General features: G+C 64.1%; 15 protein-coding genes. 9 read left to right on the top strand and 6 right to left on the bottom strand.

The genetic code is table 11. The features are described 5' to 3' along the window. The first annotated feature begins 31 nt into the window (after positions 1-31). The 3 genes from tilS to folP all read left to right on the top strand — a co-directional run bounded on the left by tilS (position 32) and on the right by folP (position 4,475). Complete coding sequence (tilS, locus tag MGMSRV2_RS03895) at positions 32-1,339, top strand: tRNA lysidine(34) synthetase TilS (RefSeq protein ID WP_024079035.1); 1,308 nt, start codon at positions 32-34, stop codon at positions 1,337-1,339. 80 nt (positions 1,340-1,419) lie between these two features. Then, positions 1,420-3,342 carry an ATP-dependent zinc metalloprotease FtsH gene (gene ftsH, locus MGMSRV2_RS03900; RefSeq protein WP_024079036.1) on the top strand — a complete coding sequence of 641 codons (1,923 nt, stop codon included), beginning with the start codon at positions 1,420-1,422 and terminating at the stop codon, positions 3,340-3,342. A 68-nt stretch (positions 3,343-3,410) separates the two neighbouring features. Beyond that, complete coding sequence (gene folP / locus MGMSRV2_RS03905; RefSeq protein ID WP_242410712.1) at positions 3,411-4,475, top strand: dihydropteroate synthase; 1,065 nt, start codon at positions 3,411-3,413, stop codon at positions 4,473-4,475. 32 nt (positions 4,476-4,507) lie between these two features. On the opposite strand, the gene MGMSRV2_RS03910 is transcribed toward folP, so the two are convergent. Then, positions 4,508-5,284: a bestrophin-like domain gene (locus tag MGMSRV2_RS03910; protein ID WP_024079038.1), complete on the bottom strand. Its 777-nt coding sequence runs from the start codon at positions 5,282-5,284 to the stop codon at positions 4,508-4,510. Positions 5,285-5,314: 30 nt separating this feature from the next. Continuing rightward, on the bottom strand, positions 5,315-5,923 hold the full coding sequence (locus MGMSRV2_RS03915; protein WP_158497729.1) for a LysE family translocator: 609 nt from the start codon (positions 5,921-5,923) through the stop codon (positions 5,315-5,317). Between the two features lie 90 nt (positions 5,924-6,013). On the opposite strand from MGMSRV2_RS03915, the gene glmM reads away from it, so the two are divergent. Next, entirely contained in the window at positions 6,014-7,366 is a 1,353-nt protein-coding gene (gene glmM, locus MGMSRV2_RS03920) for a phosphoglucosamine mutase (RefSeq protein WP_024079040.1), read from the top strand. Between the two features lie 57 nt (positions 7,367-7,423). On the opposite strand, the gene MGMSRV2_RS21835 is transcribed toward glmM, so the two are convergent. Then, complete coding sequence (locus tag MGMSRV2_RS21835; RefSeq protein WP_024079041.1) at positions 7,424-9,457, bottom strand: 3'-5' exonuclease; 2,034 nt, start codon at positions 9,455-9,457, stop codon at positions 7,424-7,426. 103 nt (positions 9,458-9,560) lie between these two features. Next, positions 9,561-9,764 carry a hypothetical protein gene (locus tag MGMSRV2_RS03930; protein ID WP_024079042.1) on the bottom strand — a complete coding sequence of 68 codons (204 nt, stop codon included), beginning with the start codon at positions 9,762-9,764 and terminating at the stop codon, positions 9,561-9,563. A gap of 158 nt (positions 9,765-9,922) precedes the next feature. Between MGMSRV2_RS03930 and MGMSRV2_RS03935 the strand changes: the two genes are divergently transcribed. Both MGMSRV2_RS03935 and MGMSRV2_RS03940 read left to right on the top strand, forming a co-directional pair. After that, positions 9,923-10,690: a substrate-binding periplasmic protein gene (locus MGMSRV2_RS03935; protein WP_024079043.1), complete on the top strand. Its 768-nt coding sequence runs from the start codon at positions 9,923-9,925 to the stop codon at positions 10,688-10,690. Between the two features lie 112 nt (positions 10,691-10,802). Then, positions 10,803-12,875, top strand: a complete 2,073-nt coding sequence (locus MGMSRV2_RS03940) for a methyl-accepting chemotaxis protein (protein WP_024079044.1) — start codon at positions 10,803-10,805, stop codon at positions 12,873-12,875. Here MGMSRV2_RS03940 and MGMSRV2_RS03945 read toward each other — a convergent pair whose 3' ends face one another. After that, positions 12,876-14,075 (bottom strand): MFS transporter, encoded by a 1,200-nt coding sequence (locus MGMSRV2_RS03945; protein ID WP_024079045.1) that lies wholly within the window; start codon positions 14,073-14,075, stop codon positions 12,876-12,878. A gap of 53 nt (positions 14,076-14,128) precedes the next feature. Here MGMSRV2_RS03945 and mobB point away from each other — a divergent pair, with 53 nt between their 5' ends. The 3 genes from mobB (at position 14,129) to MGMSRV2_RS03960 (ending at position 15,926) form a co-directional block, all read left to right on the top strand. Next, positions 14,129-14,704: a molybdopterin-guanine dinucleotide biosynthesis protein B gene (mobB, locus tag MGMSRV2_RS03950; RefSeq protein WP_024079046.1), complete on the top strand. Its 576-nt coding sequence runs from the start codon at positions 14,129-14,131 to the stop codon at positions 14,702-14,704. Positions 14,705-14,929: 225 nt separating this feature from the next. Then, positions 14,930-15,556 (top strand): response regulator, encoded by a 627-nt coding sequence (locus MGMSRV2_RS03955; RefSeq protein WP_024079048.1) that lies wholly within the window; start codon positions 14,930-14,932, stop codon positions 15,554-15,556. Positions 15,557-15,629: 73 nt separating this feature from the next. Further along, on the top strand, positions 15,630-15,926 hold the full coding sequence (locus MGMSRV2_RS03960; protein WP_041634031.1) for a lipoprotein: 297 nt from the start codon (positions 15,630-15,632) through the stop codon (positions 15,924-15,926). A gap of 282 nt (positions 15,927-16,208) precedes the next feature. Here the strand turns inward: MGMSRV2_RS03960 and MGMSRV2_RS03965 are convergent, their stop codons facing one another. Further along, complete coding sequence (locus MGMSRV2_RS03965; protein ID WP_024079050.1) at positions 16,209-18,998, bottom strand: Rne/Rng family ribonuclease; 2,790 nt, start codon at positions 18,996-18,998, stop codon at positions 16,209-16,211. Positions 18,999-19,338 lie beyond the last annotated feature (340 nt).

Raw genomic sequence — 19,338 nt, forward strand, 5'->3', positions numbered from 1 at the left:
CCCCTTCGACGGAAGGGGCCATCATCGTTTCATGAAAGCGCTGTCACCCGCTGAATTCGCCAGTTTGATGGACCGGCTGGGGCCGTTCGAGCCCAGGCCGCGTCTGGCCGTGGCGGTGTCGGGCGGCGCCGATTCCCTGGCCGCCACCTTGCTGGCCGCCCATTGGGTGCATGAGCGCCGGGGCACGTTGGTGGCGCTGACCGTCGATCACCGCCTGCGCCCCAATTCCACCGCCGAGGCGGTGCTGGTTGGCCAATGGCTGGCCAATCACGGTATCGAACATCACATCTTGCCGTGGTTGGGCGACAAGCCGGTATCCGATATCCAAGGCCGCGCCCGCGCCGCCCGCTATGGGTTGCTCGAACAATATTGCCGCCAGGCCGGTATTCTCCATCTGCTGCTGGCCCATCACCGCGACGATCAGGCGGAAACCTTCTTGCTGCGGTTGGCGCGGGGCTCTGGTGTTGACGGGTTGTCGGCCATGGCGGCCATTCGCCACAGCACCCATCTGCGCTGGTTGCGCCCGTTGCTGTCGGTGCCCAAGGCCCGCCTGCTGGCCACCTTGCGCCATTGGGACCAGGATTGGGTCGATGATCCGTCCAATCTGGACCCCCGCCACGCCCGCGTTCGCCTGCGCCTGCTGGCCGACACCCTGGCCGCCGAGGGGTTGGAGCCAGGGCGGCTGGCCCAAACCGCCCGCACTTTGGCCGTGGCTGGCGACGCACTGGACCGCATGGTTGCCGATGCCGTGGTCGAATGGGTTGATATTCACCCCGCCGGCTTCGCCTGGGTACGAAGCGACGCCTGGAGACAATTGCCCGAGGACGTCGCCCTGCGCCTGCTGGTGCGCCTCTTGTGCTGCCATGGCGGCGAGGAATTCCCGCCCCGGCTGGAACGCAGCCAAAGCCTGTTGCGCCGGCTGTGCCACGGCCAAGGCGGCACATTGTCGGGCTGCCGGGTGGTGGTTATGGCGGGGCGGGCGCTTTTTTGCCGTGAAGCCGGGCGCATGGCTGAGCCGGTGTCGGTCGAGCCGGGGGCGGAAATCTCATGGGATGGCCGCTTTCGCGCGGTTGTACCGGCGCAGGCGCCGCCGGGCTTGCGCCTGGGTGGATTGGGGCCGCAGGGCTGGGGCAAGGTGGCCAAGGCCATGGGCCGCAAGGCTTTGCCGGATATTCCGGCCATGGTTCGTGCCACCCTTCCGGTGCTGATGGATGAGGATGGTGTTTTCGCCGCGCCTTACCTCGGCTATAACCGTCGTGACCAATGGCAAGCAGTGTCGCCATGGCTGTGGCCGGCACCGCGTCGGTCGTTGACTGAGATTGCTCATTGTCTTGTTTAGGCGGTGATGGGCACTATCTGTAGGGAACGCTGTTATTTGCCGGCGCATCATTGGCGCCGCTTACCGGGAAGGGTTTGACCTTGAATTTCAGCAAGAACCTGGCGCTGTGGATCATCATCGCCCTGCTTCTGGTGATGCTTTTCAACCTGTTTCAAACCTCGGCGCCGCAGCGCGGCATGGGGCAGGTGGCGTTCTCGGATTTCATGGCCGAAGTGGATGGCGGGCGCGTCGCCGACGTGACCATTCAGGGCTATACGGTGACCGGACATTATTCCGACAACCGTCCGTTCTCGACCTATATGCCGCCCGAAGCCAATATCGTGCCCAAGTTGCGCGAATCGGGCGTGCGGATTTCCGCCGTTCCCCCCGCCGACGACCAGCCGACCCTGTGGGGCATCCTGGTGTCATGGTTCCCCATGCTGCTGTTGATCGGCGTCTGGGTGTTCTTCATGCGCCAGATGCAATCGGGCGGCGGCAAGGCCATGGGCTTCGGCAAGTCCAAGGCCCGCCTGCTGACGGAAAAGCAGGGCCGCATCACCTTCGAGGACGTGGCCGGCATCGACGAAGCCAAGCAGGAGCTTGAGGAAATCGTCGAATTCCTGAAAGACCCGCAGAAATTCCAGCGCCTGGGCGGCAAGATCCCCAAGGGCTGCCTGCTGGTCGGCCCGCCGGGTACCGGTAAGACCCTGCTGGCCCGCGCCATCGCCGGTGAAGCCAACGTGCCGTTCTTCACCATCTCGGGCTCCGACTTCGTCGAGATGTTCGTGGGTGTCGGCGCAAGCCGCGTGCGCGACATGTTCGAGCAGGGCAAGAAGAATGCCCCTTGCATCATCTTCATCGACGAAATCGACGCCGTCGGTCGCCATCGTGGCGCCGGCTTGGGCGGCGGCAACGATGAGCGCGAGCAGACGTTGAACCAGATGCTGGTGGAGATGGACGGCTTCGAATCCAACGAAGGCGTCATCCTGATCGCCGCCACCAACCGCCCCGACGTGCTAGACCCGGCGCTGCTGCGTCCCGGTCGCTTCGACCGTCAGATCGTGGTCCCCAACCCCGATATCCTGGGCCGCGAGAAGATTTTGAAGGTTCACATGCGCAAGGTGCCGCTGGCCCCCGACGTTGAACCCCGCATCATCGCCCGAGGCACCCCCGGTTTTTCCGGCGCCGATTTGGCCAATCTGGTCAACGAGGCTGCGCTTTTGGCGGCCCGTGCCGGCAAGCGCGTGGTCACCATGATGGAATTCGAATCGGCCAAGGACAAGGTGATGATGGGGGCCGAGCGCCGGTCCATGGTGATGAGCGAGGCGGAAAAGGAAGCCACCGCCTATCACGAGGCCGGTCATGCGGTGGTCAACCTGCACATGCCCCATTCCGATCCGCTGCACAAGGTCACCATCATCCCGCGCGGTCGCGCCTTGGGGGTGACCATGTCGCTGCCGGAACGTGACCGCCTGTCTTATTCCAAGAAGTTCTTCGAGGCCCGCATCGCCGTGTGCTTCGGCGGTCGGGTGGCCGAGCAGTTGATCTATGGCGAGGATCACCTGAATTCGGGCGCCTCCAACGACATCATGCAGGCCACCGGCATGGCCCGCAAGATGGTCACCGAGTTCGGCTTCTCCGATAAATTGGGGCCGTTGCGCTATAACGAAAACCAGGAAGAGGTGTTCCTGGGGCATTCGGTCACCCAGCACAAGAGCATGTCCGACAACACCGCCATGCTGATCGATGCCGAGGTGCGCAACTTTGTCGAGGAAGGCGAGCGCAAGGCCCGCCAGATTCTGACCGAGCATCGCGACGAGCTCGAGGCCATCACCCGTGGCCTGCTGGAATACGAGACCTTGTCCAAGGACGAGATCGACATACTGATCCGGGGCGAGCCGCTTATTCGCGACGGTGGCTATGTGCGGCCCAAGGACAATGGCGGTGGGCCGCGTCGCGGCTCGGTACCGTCGTCGGGCATCCCCACCGCTGGGCTCGACCCCGAACCCCAGCCCGGGCCGTGATCGTCCCGGTGACATCCGCGTTTCGCCGAAGCCCCGCCTTGCCGCGGGGCTTCGTGCATGCGCCCCGGGTGCATGTGCTTCCCTCCGGCATCGTGGCGGGCGAAGCGGCGGCGGCGGCGATCATCGGCGGCCATGGCTGGCCCCTGGCCGATGGCAAGCTGGCCTTCACCAGCGCCGGTATCGTCTGGGCCGAAGGCGGGCAAAATTGGATCGGCATGGCCCCTTATGCCGAACTGGTCGCCTGGGCCGAGGCCGAGGGTGAGGACATGGCCCGCCACATCGGCCAAGTGGTTCAGCGCATCGGTGCCCGCCGCGCCGAGTGGGCCGGGCTGTCCCTGGACCGCCCGCGTATCATGGGTATCGTCAATGCCACTCCCGACAGCTTTTCCGATGGCGGGCGCAATCTGGTGGCGCAGACCGCCATCGCCAATGCCCTGGCCATGGTCGAAGCCGGCGCCGACATCATCGATGTCGGCGGCGAATCCACTCGCCCCGGGGCCGAACCGGTTTCAATCGACGAGGAAATACGGCGGGTCGAGCCGATCATCCGCGCCTTGGCCGAATGGAAGGTCACCGTCTCGGTGGATACCCGCCACGCCCCGGTGATGCAGGCGGCGCTGGCGGCAGGGGCCCGGATCATCAACGACGTCACCGCCCTGGAAGGGCCGGGCAGTCTGGAGGTGGCGGTCCAGTCCGGGGCGGCGGTGATTTTGATGCACATGCAAGGCCAGCCGCAAACCATGCAGGCCGATCCGCGTTATACCTGCGCGCCCTTGGACGTGTATGACTATCTGGCTTCCCGCATTGCCGTGTGCGAGGCTGCCGGTATTCCCCGTTCCCGCATCATGGCCGATCCCGGCATCGGTTTCGGCAAGAATGCGGCTCATAATGCCCAGATCCTGGCGACTCTGCCGCTGCTGCATGGCTTGGGCTGTCCGCTGCTGCTGGCGGCCAGCCGCAAGACCTTCGTCGCCCATCTCAGTCAGGGCGAGACGCCGCAGCACCGTCTGCCCGGCACCCTGGCCGCCCATCTGGCCGGGCTCAACGCCGGCATGCAATGCCTGCGCGTCCACGACGTCGCTGAAACCGTGCAGGCGGTCAAAATCTGGCAGGCAATGTCCGCTGCTGCTTAGGTTTTGCGTGTCGTGCTCGTGGACGGGCCCGCTCAGACGCCGCGCGGGCTTAGAGCCTTGATCGGGGCCGCAGAGGCGGCACTGGGCGGTTGGAACGGATTGCCCTGGATCAGCACGATGGCCGCCGTCGGCGCGGCGGCGGCGGCGAACAGGGCCACCGCCAGGATTTCCGCCTTCGGCTGGTCCACATAGACCATGGCGATGGAAAGCATGGTCAGCAGACCCAGAAAAGCCATACCCAGCCATTTCAACGGGTTGACATGGGTCTGCGACAGCGAGATGCGCTGTTCGCGGGCGTCGCGCACCGCCACCGCCTGTTGCAGGATCTCGCCATGGGTGGCCGGGGCCAGGGCTTGGGCCACCTCGGGCCGGGCCAGCACCTCAAGCAAGGTGGCCAGGGCCTGGGCGGTGGCTTCCGACGATTGGCGCTTGGCCAGCAACGGCCATTCCTGCGTCACCACGCTGTCGGCATAGGTGCCGACCGCACCACGCACCATCTGGTGCTGTGCCGGTGGCAACGGGCTGGACAGCGCCAGGATCGAGCGCAGGCCGCCGGCTTCGTGGTAGACGGCGGTGACGGCGCGGTCGTGGGCGTTCCAGGTGTCGTTGGCGAGAAAGGCCAGGGTCAGGGCGAACAACACGCCGGCCACGTTGACGAAAGGCGGCGACAGGCCGCGATATTGGCTGATCAATTGAGCGAAGCGCGACCGATGCGCCAGCCATAGAAACAGCCCGGCCGCCCCTAAGGTGCCGAACAGGGCGATGGCGGCCAACAGATAATGGTCATGGGTGGTCAGAAAGGCGGGCATGAATGATCCTGCAAGCAAACGTCCGGATCATTAATAGACGCTGATCCCGGCCCGCGCCAGCAGCACCAGCCCAACCCCAGCCATGATCACCGCGCACAGCCGGCGTAAGGGGCGGGGGTGCCGCAAAAATCCCATGGCCGCTTGGGTCAACCCGGCATAGGCCAGCATGATTGCGGCCAAGGTGGTGGCGACGATACCGGCGCCGAGGACGGCATCGGCCAGGGTCAGTCCTTGCGGGCCGATGACGACCGGCAGCAGCGCCATATAGAAGATGATGGTCTTGGGGTTGCCGATGGTCAGCAGCCACGCCGCCAGGAACGAGGCCGAGGACGAGCAGCCCTCATCCAGCGGTGCATCGGCGGCGCGCCATTGTTTCCAGCCCAGCCATAGCAGCCACAGGCCAGCCACGGCAGAGATGATGGGCATCCAGGATGAAAACGCGGCCCCCAGGCCGGCCAGTCCCAGCATGGCCGCGACGAACAGGGCAAGATCACCGGCGATCATGCCGGCGATGAAGGGGAGCGATCCGGCAATGCCGACGCTGGCCGCCCGCGACACCAGGGCAGCGATGCCCGGACCGGGGCTGGCCATGGCGGCGGCACAGGCGGAAAACAGGACCAGGGCGTCGGTGGGTGACATGGGCGGCATTATACCGCGCGAAAAACCTTCCAAAAGACACTCTTTGGCGCTATCCAATCACCTTCGTTTGATCCGGGGATATGGCTTTTCATGACGCGCAAGCTGTTCGGCACCGATGGCATCCGGGGTACGGCCAATATCGACCCCATGACCGCCGAGATGGCGTTGAAGCTGGGCATGGCCGCCGGTCGGCATTTCACCCGGGGCGAGCACCGCCATATGGTGGTCATCGGCAAGGACACCCGTCTGTCCGGTTACCTGCTGGAGCCGGCGCTGACCGCCGGTTTCATCGCGGTGGGCATGGACGTGGTGCTGTTGGGGCCGCTGCCGACCCCGGCGGTGGCCATGCTGACCCGGTCGTTGCGCGCCGATCTCGGCGTGATGATTTCCGCCTCGCACAATGCCTATCAGGATAACGGCATCAAGCTGTTCGGCCCCGACGGTTTCAAACTGTCGGACGAGGACGAGATCGAGATCGAACACAAGATGTTCAACGGTCTGGAAGCCTATCGCGTCGGTTCCGACCATCTGGGCAAGGCCAAGCGCCTGGATGACGCCGTCGGTCGTTATATCGAATACGCCAAAAGCAGCTTTCCCCGTGGTCTGCGTCTGGATGGGCTGAAGATCGTCGTCGATTGCGCCAATGGCGCCGCCTACAAGGTCGCCCCCACCGTGTTGTGGGAACTGGGGGCCGAGGTGATCCCGCTGGCAGTGTCGCCCGACGGCTTCAACATCAACAAGGATTGCGGCTCGCTGCATACCCAGACGTTGCAGACCCAGGTGGTGGCCCATGGCGCCCATCTGGGCATCGCCCTTGATGGCGACGCCGACCGTCTGGTGCTGTGCGATGAGAAGGGCACGGTCATCGACGGCGATCAGGTCATGGGCCTGATCGGCCTGACCCTGGCCAAGTCCGGCAAATTGACCGGCGGCGGCATCGTCGCCACCGTCATGTCCAATATGGGGCTGGAAAAGCATCTGGCTGGTCACGGTCTGCACTTGCACCGCACCAATGTGGGCGACCGCTATGTGCTGGAGCGCATGCGCCGTGACGGCTTCAACGTCGGCGGCGAACAATCGGGCCACATCATCCTGTCCGACCATTCCACCACCGGCGACGGCCTGGTGGCGGCGTTGCAGGTGCTGGCGGCGCTGGTGGAGGCGGACAAGCCGGCCAGCCAAGTGCTGCACCTGTTCGATCCGTTTCCCCAGGTTTTGAAAAATGTCCGTGTCGCCGGCAAGCCCGATGCGGTGCTGGCGTTGGACGGTGTCCAGGCGGCCATCGCCGCCGGCGAGGCCCGGCTGAACGGCACCGGTCGGGTGCTGATCCGCAAGTCGGGCACCGAACCGCTGATCCGGGTGATGGCCGAGGGCGAGGACAAGGCCTTGGTCGACACCGTGGTCGACGACATCGTCGCCACCATCAGCGCGGCGGCGGGCTAAGACGTCGACCGTGAAAAAGTCCCTCGGCTTTGCCTCGGTGTACTTTTCCCCGGGTACCTAAAACGCCCGCTGGCGTTCGTGCAGCGCCATGTTCATATCCAATTCCTTGACCACCTGTTCCAAGGTGGTGATGCCGCGGCTTTCCAGGGCGTCGATCTGATTGAGCAGCACGGCGGCGGTGACGATGGCGTCACCCAGGGCGGTGTGGCGGTCGGTGATGGAAATGCCCAGGCGGTCGCAGATGGCGTCAAGGGAATGGCCGGTTTCCGGGCCGTCCAGATAATTGGACAGCATCATGGTGTCCAGTACCGGATTGTCGAATTTCAGGCCGAATTGCCGTTCGTTCATGCGCAGGAATTTCAGGTCGAAGGCAGCGTTGTGGGCGACCAGGACCGCGTCGGCGGCAAAGGCCTTGAACTGCGGCAGCACCACGCCCAAGGGTGGCTTGTCCTTGACCATGTCGTCGGTGATGCCGTGGAACTTGATGCTTTCCGGTGGGATGACCCGACCCGGATTGACGATGCGGTTGAAGCTTTCGCCCGACAGGATGCGACCGTTGACGATGCGCACGGCGCCGATCTGCACGATCTGGTCACCTTGGCTGGGTTGCAGGCCGGTGGTTTCGGTGTCGAAGACGATGAAGGTCAGGCTGCGCAAGGGCTGGCGACCCTTTTCGCCGATGTCGCGGGCAGCGTCCAACAACGCCATGTCATAGAATTCGGGGCGGGTCGGCAGGGCAGCGACCTTAGCTTGGTAATGCTGTTCGATACCCTTGCGCATGGGCAGGCGCAGCCATGACCGACCGGCCCGGTGTTCCTGCACGATTTCGGCACCGGCATGATGGTCGAGCACATCGCGCACCCGCATGCCGCCCAGGCTGTGCAGCGGTTGGGCCAGCCAGCCATCCAGCGCCGGTTTGGCGGCGGTCGAGCCGGCCCAGCCGATTTCCACCCATGATCCGGCTTCGTCCTCGGCAGCGGCCAGATCGACCTCGGCCAGATTGAAGCGGTCGGAAATCTGACGGATCATGGCTTCCATGGTCAGGGCCAGCGAATGGGAATCGGCGTGCAGCCATACCGGCAAGCCGGTGACGGTGACCTTGACCGTTGATTGGTCGAAGCGTTGGGCGACAAAGGCGAATAGATCGGCGGAATGCAGATCGGCCATGGGCCACCAGCCCGACAGGGCGCGCTGATAGCCGTCGGTGACGCGTTTGATGGCGGCTTCGATGTTTGCCGCCTCGCGCTCGACGATGACCGGGTTGTTGGCGGCGATGCGCAAACGGATCAACGGTGATTGCAGGCCTTCGGCCACCTCGCGCAGCAAGGCGTCGCGCCGCGACAGCGCCGCCACCTGCGGGCTGGCGTCGACCATGGTGATGACATAGCCGGTGGCGTCGCCGTCATTGGTGCGGATCAATGACATGCGCGCCTGCAACAGCGTGGTGCCGTCGGCGGCGCTGGCCAGAAACGGCGTGCCGCGGCTGCCCATTTCCGGGCGGTGGGTGAGCACTTCCAGCATGTGGGTGACCGCCTCGCGCGTCACCGTCTCGAACAGGGATCGGCCCAGGCCGACCGGGCCGATGCCGGCCAGCATGTCCATGGCCACCGAATTGTACAAAACGATCTGGTGGCGCAGGTTGCACACCACCACGCCTTCGTGCAGGTCGTTCAGGATGGCGGCCAGGCGGTTGGAGTTTTCCTCGGCCTTGCCGGTGGCGCTTTTCAGACCCTCGGCCAGTTCCTGACGGGCCTGGATCATCTTGGCGATGATCTGGTTGACCGAATCGGGCAACGGCGCCAGCAGCGGATAACGCGCCGCCTCGATGTCGCTGCGATTGCCGCCATGGGCGATGGCGCGGATTTCGGCGGCCATGCGCTTGATCCCGCGCATGACGGCGAAGTCGATGATCTTCCACGCCAGTACGAACATAAGCGCCGACCCGGCCACGGCGATCATGGCCAGGGCACGCAGCTCCTCGCGGTCAACGACGCCTTGCCCCAGCAGATACGCCGCGGCGCCGATGGCGGCGACATTGGCGGCAAAGGCCATGGCCAGCCAGGGAAGGGGACCCCGCCAGTTTTGCGGCACCTGGCATGCTCCTTGGACGTTTATTTTCGTTGTCTTCAGTTTTATCACGACAAGGCGCCGGGGCAATGGTCCTATTATCGTTACAGGCAAACAACCGCTTCGTTCAGGCCGCCTTATGCTCCTGTTCCAGTGACGCCCGCACCTGATCATAGACCGATGCCGCCGACACCCCACGGTAATAGCCGTCACGCAGCAGGCCATGGTCAATGCCCAAGGTCTTGGCCGACAGGCCGAAACGCTCCATCAGCCGGGTGTCCACATCAGAAATCCACAAGGTGTAGCCGGTGTCGAACAAGGGGTAGCTCATGATCGTATCCGCCGAAAAACGATCGATGGTTTCAGCCTAGTCCCCGCTTGCGGCAGGCTTTTGGTGGAAAGATGGCGGGATTGGGGCAATGGATCAGGGGTTGCTTTAACCGTAACTTTGGTGTGTCTTTGTGCACATGGCGGCGGCTGGAGGGATGAATGCGCACAGTGTTGGCGGGATTGGTGGTTGTCCTCGCGCTGGTTTGGGGCGTATCGGTCCAGGCGGCGCAGGTGGTGCGTGTGGGCGGCTATGATTTCCCGCCTTTCGTCGATGTCGGCAAGGATGGTCGTCCCGCCCTGGTGCCGCAGATCATCGATGCTCTGAACCAGATGCAGTCGCAGTACCGCTTCGAGTTCGTGCCGGTGGCGGCCCGGCGCCGTTATGGCGATGTGGTCGAGGGCCGTTTCGACGTCATGTTCTTTGAAAGCCCGCAATGGGAGTGGCAGGCCCAGGGTTTTCCGGTGGATTTCACCAAAATCTTCCTGCGTGGCGGCGAGGTCTATATCGCCCAGGCCGAGGAGGGACGCGGCCAGGATTATTTCGCCGATCTGTCGGGCAAATCCCTGGTCGGTATCCTGGGCTATCATTACGGCTTTGCTGATTTCGACGCCGACCCCGAGAGGTTGGCCCGAAAATTCGACATCAAGCTGGTCAACTCCCATCGTTCCAGCATCGAACTGGTGCTCAATGGCCGCCGCGACATCGCCGTTGTCACCGATGCCTACCTGCATGGCTATCTGCAGGATAATCCCAAGGCCCGCGACCGTCTGTTGATATCGCAACGGCTGGATCAGACCTATGAACATCGGGTGTTGGTGCGTCAGGGCGGCCCCATCGCCGTGGCGACCATGGAAAAGCTGATGGATGATCTGACCGCCACTCATCGGCTGGGGGGCATCCTGAGGGCCGCCGGCATCCGCAATTGATCCTACGCACGGGAAGCGCACAAGTTTAACCGAAGCTTCAGGACTTGGTCACCGTACTGTCACGGCTGCCGCCTATAGTCTGCGTCCACACATCGACGGACGGAAGCTATCGGTGAAAAAAGCAGAATCGGCCCTGGCCATTGCCTTTCCCGGCGGGTTGGCCCCCTCCATTTCCTTTGATTTCCTGCGTGGCGCCGTCCAGTCGTGGCGCAGTGGCGACCTGCCCATTCTCAGCGATCTTTCCATCCGTATCCGCTTCGGCCTGCTGGTTGGCTTGGCTCTGGTCGGTGCCTTGGCCTTCGCCACCATCTTTCATGTGGTCGAGGGCCGTATCGACGCCTTGCTGGTGGCTCAGGACGATTATCGCCGGCTGAACGATCTGGCCGGCGATGTCCGGGCCAAGGCGGCGGCTCTGCAAAATCACGAAGAGCATTTCCTGCGCGAGCGCGACCAGGACTCGGCTCAGGCCTACGAGGCAGAGATCGCCTTTATCGCTGCCAGCCTGGAGAAGATGGAAAACCTGCCGGGCGCCGCCGATCTGGTCGCCCAGGTGGCGGCGCTGCGTCAGGGTTACGCTCAATTGGCCGAACGCTTCCAGGTGGTCAAGCGCCGGGCCGAGGTTTTGGGCCTGACCGCGTCGGGTGGCCTGCGCGGTCAGTTGGCGTCTTCGGTCAAGGCGGTCGAGGACGAATTGAAGATGTGGCCCAATGTGGGGCCGCTGCTGCCCGAATTGCTGCAAATGCGCATCGCCGAAAAGAACTTCATGCTCTACGGCAAGGAAGTCTATCTGGGCCATCACCGCCGCTACAGCAATCAGTTCGCCTTCGATCTCAGCGCCTCGGCCCTGCCTAAATCGACCCAGGACGATCTGGCCAAGTTGCTGGCCGATTATGGCCGCGATCTGGAAGCCTTCGTCACCGAGACCATCGCCCTTAATGCCGAGGTCGACGCGTTGCGCAGTCAATCGACCGCATTGCGCCCGATCCTGGCCCAGGTCTTCACCCATGCGCGCACGGGCATGGCCAATGCGGTGGCCCAGCAGGAAGCTGCCCGCCGCCAGATGTCCAATCTGATGGCCGTCTTCAACGTCACCGCCTTGGTGGCGTTCTGTCTGGTGGCTTTGGTGCTGGCCCGCTCCATCACCCAACCGGTACGGCTGATCGAAACCGCCATGGAGCGTCTGGCCGGCGGCGATCACGGCGTCGTCGTCCCCGGCATCGCCCGCAAGGACGAAATCGGCGACATGGCCAAGGCGGTGGCGGTGTTCAAGGACAACGCCATCGCCATGGTGCGGCTGCAACAGGAACAAGAAGCCATCCGCGCCGAGGCCGAGGCGGTCAATCACACCCGCATGCTGGCCTTGGCCGATCATTTCGAGCAGGCGGTCAAGTCGGTGGCCGATTCGGTCGACACCAATGCCCAGGCCATCAAGGAAACCGCCGCCCGCATGGTCCGGCGCGACCGTGCCGGCGACAGTCGCTCGCTGTCGGTGGCCGAGGCGGCCCAGCGGTCGCGGCAAAACGTGGCGGCGGTGGCCGAGGCGGCGGCGGAACTCAATGAAAGCGTCGATGAAATCGCCCACCATGTCAGCGCCACCTCGGACGTGGTGCGCCAGGCGGTCAGTGAATTGGAGCGCACCAACGCCCAGGTCGGCGGCCTGTCCCAGGTGGCCAGCAATATCGACCGCGTGATCAACCTGATCGGTGACATTGCCGGGCGCACCAACATGCTGGCGCTCAACGCCACCATCGAGGCCCAGCGCGCCGGCGAGGCCGGCAAGGGCTTTGCCGTGGTCGCCGACGAGGTCAAGCATCTGGCGCAAAAGACCGCCGATTCCACCCGCGAGATCGCCGACCAGATCAATGCCATCCAAAATGCCACCGCCGAGACGGTGGCGGCCATCGGCGATGTGGGCGCCGCCATCCGCCGCATGGACGATATCGCTGGTCAGGTGGCGCAAGCCGTTGCTCGTCAGGCGGAAGTGACGGAAAAGATCGGGCGCTGCGTCGATGAAGTCACCGCCGGCAGTCAGGATGTGACCACCGGCGTGGTCGGCGTCACCCAATCGGCGGTGCGTTATTGCGGTGCCGCCGTACGGGTGATGTGGGCCGCCGACGATCTGGCCGGTCCGGCAGCCAATCTGAAGAAAGAGGTGGATGGCTTTCTGCGCACCATCCGCGCCTGATCAGCTGTTGCGCCGCCGTGCCGCCATCAGGATGAGGGCGCCGGCCAAGGCGGGCAGGGCGGTCAGGGCGTAGGTGGCGGTATAAGACCCCACCAGGGTGTGCAGTCCGGCAAAGGCCGGCGGTCCCACCAGCACGCCGCCATAGGTGAAGAACAGCGAGGCACCGGTGACCCGGGGGATGTTGGCCGGTTCGCTGGATTGGGCCAATTCGGCCAGATAGACGCCGTTCCAGCCCAAGGCGGCGGCGCCGAACGGCACCAGGATGGCGAAGACCATGATTGCCGGCCAATCCGGCGCCAGCAACCCGGTCAGCAGGGCCAGGATGCCGGTGACCAGTCCCAGCCCGATCAAGGTACCGGTACCGCCGAAAAAACGGTCGGCCAGCGATCCGATGCTGATACGGCCCACCACCCCGGCCACCTGCACCGCCGACAGCAGCAAGCCGGCATCCACCAGCGACCACGACAGGTCGGTCACCAGCATGGTGACGGCGAAGGTGGAAACGGATAATTGCACGGCGGCATAGGCGAAGCCGGTCAGCGACAGCGCCTTCAGCCGCGGCGATCGCCAGATGGACACCAGACCGCTGAATGGATTGCCGGTCATGCGGGACTTGGGGTCGCGGTCGCTGTCCCAGGAATGCCGCGCCAACGCCAAAAGCAATGCCAGCCCCAGGCAGGTCAGGGCGACGCTGGCCATGGCTGCCGGCCAGCCCCAGGCCTGGGTCAGGCGCGGGGCGATCAGACCGGCCAGAGTGCCGCCCAGTGGCACACCGGTCTGTTTGATGGAAAACACCAGATTACGCCGTTCCGGGCTGGTGCTGCGGGCCAGCAGATGCGACGCCGCCGGGTTGGTCATGCCATAGCCCAAGCCGGTCAGCAAGGCCGCCAGCAGGGCCAGGGGCAGGGTGCCGGCCATCATGGCGCCGCCGCCCAGGCAGACCAGCAGCAGGCCGATCTGGGTCGAGCGGGTGGCGCCGAAGCGGCGCACGGCGTTGCCGCCCAACAGCGAGGTGATCATGGCGCCACCATAAGCCATGCTGATCCACCAGCCGATCATGGCGCCGGAGACCTGGAGATCGCGGGCGATGGCCGGGGCCACCGCCGCCGGCGACAGCATGGCCAGCGACACCAGCGATTGCGCGGCGGTGGTGGCGGCCAGGATGGGGATATAGGCGGGGATGGACATGGTCACTGTCATGCCGCTTTTTCGCCGCCCAGGTCAACACCCGACGTTGACCCGACCAATGTGCCGTGGATGCGGGGCTGGATTGCGCCACGGTGATCGGGTTAAAATCGGCCATGGATATCTTCGGCATCGCCGGCTGGAGCGGCAGCGGCAAGACTACCTTGATCACGGCGTTATTGCCGGTGTTCACCGCCCAAGGTGTGACGGTGGCCACCATCAAGCATACCCACCACCATCCTGAATTCGGCGGGCCTGAGGATTTGGCCCTGGGGGGAAGCGGCGCGGTGGAAAATGTGGTGGCGTCACCTCGGCGGTTGGTCGTCGTGCATGAACATGGTCAGCATCCCCAACCAGCCTTGCCGGACCTGCTGAGAAACGTTGCGATGGTGGATCTGGTGCTGGTCGAGGGCTTCAAGTTTTCCCCTCACCCCCGTTTGGAAGTATGGGATGACGTCACGGGAGAAACCCTGCTGGCCTTGACCGATTCGACGGTCAAGGCCGTGGTTGCCGACACGCTGGAGCCGATGATACGCCGCCGCTTGGCCGAGTTGGGTAAGCCGTACTTTCGACGGCAGGATGTGGTCGAGATCGCTGACTTTGTCCGTAGGAATTGTATGCCTGCGCATCAGTTCCTTTGCTGATTACGTATGGTACATCCTGCAAAAGAACTATGGATATACATCAAATTCCATTGTTCACAATGATCGAGCATATACTTTTGTTTGTGTGTCAATAAATGCCTTCTGGTCATCTTTTTTATCACTAAGCGGAATTCTTGCAAAGTGGTGGAAAGGTGTCTTGCCGGTTGTAGCGGCCTATGACTAAGATGTGCCTCGCAGCCAGACCAACAACAAGGTAGACCTGGGATGAGAGTACTTCTTGCCGACGACCACGCCCTGTTTCGCGAGGGGGTCAGGCTGGTACTGGAAAATCTGGTTGATGGCCCCTTGGAAGTGGTCGAGGCCGGTGATTTTGTCCAGGCGGTCGCTGCCTTGCGTGCCGGTGGCGAGTTTGATGTCGGTCTGGTCGACCTGAATATGCCGGGCATGGATGGCTTCGACGGTATCGAGGCGGTATGCCGCGCCGCCCCCAATATGCATCTGGTGGTGATCTCGGCTTCCGAATCACCCTCCGACGTGCGCCGGGCCCTGGATGCCGGGGCGCAGGGGTATATCGCCAAGACCTCGTCCAGTTCGTCCATGCTGGATGCCATCCGTCAGGTGCTGTCGGGCGACACCTATCTCAGTCCCCGTCTGGAAGTTGCCTCGGCCAACGCGGATGTGGCCGGACGCGATCAGGCCCGCAACGTGCTGACCCCGCGCCAACGCGACGTTCTGGCCATGCTGCGCCAGGGCAAGAGCAACAAGGAAATCGCCCGCGATCTCAATCTGGCGGAAATCACCGTCAAATTGCACGTCACCGCTATTTTGCGAGCCTTGGGCGTCGAAAATCGGACCCAGGCGGCGATCCTGGCGGCCAAGATCGGCTATTGATCCGGAACGGGCTTGCCAAGTGCCGCCGCTGGCGTTAGGCAAGGTGGAGTGGATCATTGAAAAGGGGATCGCCATGAGGCATGTCGTTTTTGCCGCCGTCGCCGTACTTTTGCTGGCCGGTTGCTCCACCTCTCCGCGTCCCCTGGTTCCCGATACGGCTGAAGGCCCGACCAGCTATGTCTGCTATTCCAGCATGAATTCGACGCCGGAAGAGGTTCGGGCCATTGCCGAGACTCAGTGCCGCCGAACCGGCCACGGCGTTGCCGGGCTGCTTGGGCAAAGCTGGACGCCCCTGCGCTGCGGCATACTGACCCCCAGCGTTGCCGCCTTTCAGTGCGGCTCGTCCTATTCCTATTACGGCGGTCGCTGAGTCATCGGACCTGACGGGCTGAGGAAAACGTCTGTTTTCCTCGCGTCCCTCATACCCGTTTTGCCGGCATGACCTCCTGGCAGACACAAAAATCCCGCAGCCGGCAACCCGACTGCGGGATTTTTATTCATACCATATCCCGCTGATCGGAACCGATCAGCGACGCCCTCAGCGGCGGGCGGGTTGCTCCGCAACCCTTGCCTCCCGCGGCATAAGCCGCGCGGCGCGGTCGCGCCTAACCCGGTCTCGATAAGTCGAGCTCATCGAGACCGGGTATTACTTTTAGTCGACCAGTTTGTTCCACCAGCCGCGACGGGCGGGAACCGCCGGGGCCGGGGCTTCTTCAATCGCTTCAGCCGGGACCGGATTGGGGGCCACCGGCTCTGCCGCAGCCTCGATCACCGGTTCGGCGACCGCTTGTTCGGCTTGTTGCGGCGCGGGCACCGGCTCGGCGGCAAGTGCGGGTTCTTCCGTCACCGGCTTGTCCTCGGCCTTGGCCTTGGTACGGCTACGCGGCTTCTTCACTGCCGCCTCGGCGTCGGCGGTCCCCGACGGCTCGGCCTTGGCGCGAGTACGGCGCTTGGGCTTTTCCTCGGTCTCGCCACCCTGTTCCGGCGCGGTTTCTTCGGATTCCGGCTTGGCCTTGGCGCGGCTGCGGCGCTTGGGCTTTTCCCCGGCCTCGTCACCAGTTTCCGCTGCGGCTTCTTCGCCTTCCGGCTTGGTCCTGGCGCGGCCACGGCTGCGCTTGGGCTTTTCCTCGCCTTCGGTGGCGCTAGCCTCCTGGGCGGGAGCCGGGTTGGCCTTGGCCTCCGCTTCCGCCTCGGCGGCGGCTTCAGCCATGGCGAAGACGTCGGCGACGGCGTCGGGGTTGGAAATCAGCGAGACGTCGGGGACGCTGCCTTCCTCGGCCTGCGGCGCTTCGCTGTCGTCACGGTTGCGGCGGCGGCGGCGGCCGCCGCGACGACCACGGCGACGCTTGCGGCGCTCTTCATCGGTTTCGCCTTCGACGCGGTCGGAATCGCCATCCTCGTCGCCATCTTCGGCGCTGGCTTCGCCTTCCGGCGATTCGATGCCTTCGGCCTCGCCCTCGGCGTCGGCTTCGGCGCCATCCTCGTCGCCTCCGGCATTTTGATCGGCGCCCTGTTCGCCGCCCTTGCGACGACGGCGGCGACGGCGGCGACGCTTGCGGCCCTCGCCATCGGTGTCGCCGTCACGATCGGCGGCGGCTTCGCCGGCCTCGACCACGACTTCTTCCTCGGCGGCTTCCTCTTCCGCTTCCTCGTCCTCTTCCGGCACGCTGAGCGGGATATCCTGCACCGGGATGGGGCGGGGTTCCTCGGGCCGATTCTCGGCCTTGACCCGCTCCATGCGCAGGTTGGGGGCGATCAGTTCGTCGTCACCCAGCAGATAGACGCGGAACTGGTAGCGTTCCTCGATGGCGGCCAGGGCGTCGCGCTTTTGGTTAAGGATATAAAGCGCGATCTGCGACGGCACGTAGACGGTGACTTCCGCCGAACGGCGACGGATGCCCTCTTCCTCGATGGCGCGCAGTACATGCACCGCCGACGATTCCACCGCCCGCACCAGACCGGTGCCGGCACAATGGGGGCAGGGCGAGAAGGTGGTTTCCTGCAAGGACGGGCGCAGACGCTGGCGCGACAATTCCAGCAGGCCGAAGGCGCTGATCTTGCCCACCTGGATGCGGGCGCGGTCGTTCTTCAGCGCGTCCTTGAGGCGGCGTTCAACCGCATGGTTGTTGCGGTTTTCCTCCATGTCGATGAAGTCGATGACCACCAGACCGGCCAGATCGCGCAGACGCATCTGGCGGGCGATCTCCTCCGCCGCTTCCACATTGGTCTTGAACGCCGTCTCTTCGATGTGACGTTCCTTGGTGGAACGGCCCGAATTGACGTCGATGGCCACCAGGGCCTCGGTCTGGCTGATGACGATGTAACCGCCCGAGCGCAATTGCACGATGGGCGAATGCATGGCGTCGAGTTGGCTTTCCACCTGATAACGGTGGAACATGGGCATCACCGGATCCTTGTACGGCTGGACCTTCTTGGCATGGCTGGGGGTCAGCATGCGCATGTAGTCCTTGGCCAGACGGTAACCCTCGTCGCCGTCCACCAGCACTTCGTCGATGTCGCGGGCGTAAAGATCGCGGATGGACCGCTTGATCAGGCTGGCTTCTTCATAGACCAGCGACGGCGCCGACGATTTCAGCGTCAGGTCGCGCACGCTGTCCCAGGCGCGCAGCAGATATTCGTAATCGCGCTTGATCTCGGTCTTCGACCGTTCCGAACCGGCGGTACGGACGATCACCGCCATGCCGTCCGGACAATCCAGCTCGCTGGCGATGGCCTTCAGGCGACGACGGTCGGTGGCGCTGGTGATCTTGCGCGACACCCCGCCGCCGCGGGCGGTGTTGGGCATCAGCACGCAATAGCGACCGGCCAGCGACAGATAGGTGGTCAGCGCCGCGCCCTTGTTGCCGCGCTCTTCCTTGACCACCTGCACCAGCATGATCTGGCGGCGCTTGATCACTTCTTGAATCTTGTAATTGCGCAGCAGGCGGGCGCGACGGCGCTCCTGTTCCTGCTCGCTCACCTCGTCGGCGCCGCCGACGGTTTCCACTGTCTTGGGTGGGGCTTCGTCGCCGTTTTCGGTCGGGGCGGCGTCGGATTCGGCGGCTTCGCCGCCGGCATCACTTTGGCTCTCGCCCTCGGCGTTGCCGTCTTCGGCGCCGTCATCGTCGCTGTCCTGGCTGCTTTCGCGCATGGCCTCGGCCTTTTGCGCGGCCAGCAGGGCCTGACGGTCGGCCACCGGGATCTGGAAATAATCCGGGTGGATTTCGCTGAAGGCCAGGAAACCGTGGCGGTTGCCGCCGTAATCAACGAAAGCGGCCTGCAGCGACGGTTCGACGCGAACCACCTTCGCCAGATAGATGTTGCCCTTAAGCTGCTTTTTGGCGCTGGTCTCGACGTCCAATTCTTCCAGTCGAGTGCCGTTGACCACAACGACCCGGGTCTCTTCCGGGTGTGTGGCATCGATGAGCATACGCTTGACCATTAAATCCTAATCTCCGTGGCGCCGCCGGCGAAGCGCAGGCCCGGACCATGTCCAGACCAAAAGGCGCCTCAGTGCCATGGCGGGAAAATGCTGACACAAAGCCGGCGACGCCTGCGGGGCAATCCATTGTCAAAGCGCAAGATGCGGACATGGGCAAAACCTGCTGGCGGGCATCGCGCCCGGCTTCACAAAAGGGGTCTATGACGGCAGGCGGCAGCCCCAAAACGGCTTAAGTCTCTGATTGCGCGGGCGAAAATCGCTCTGCGCCAGAAACTTTCACGCCACCCGTCCCGAGGGAGGGTCCGGGTCTGCATACCTGCACTTGTCAAAATAGCCGCCC

The sequence above is a fragment of the Magnetospirillum gryphiswaldense MSR-1 v2 genome, from assembly GCF_000513295.1.
Lineage (GTDB): Bacteria > Pseudomonadota > Alphaproteobacteria > Rhodospirillales > Magnetospirillaceae > Magnetospirillum > Magnetospirillum gryphiswaldense.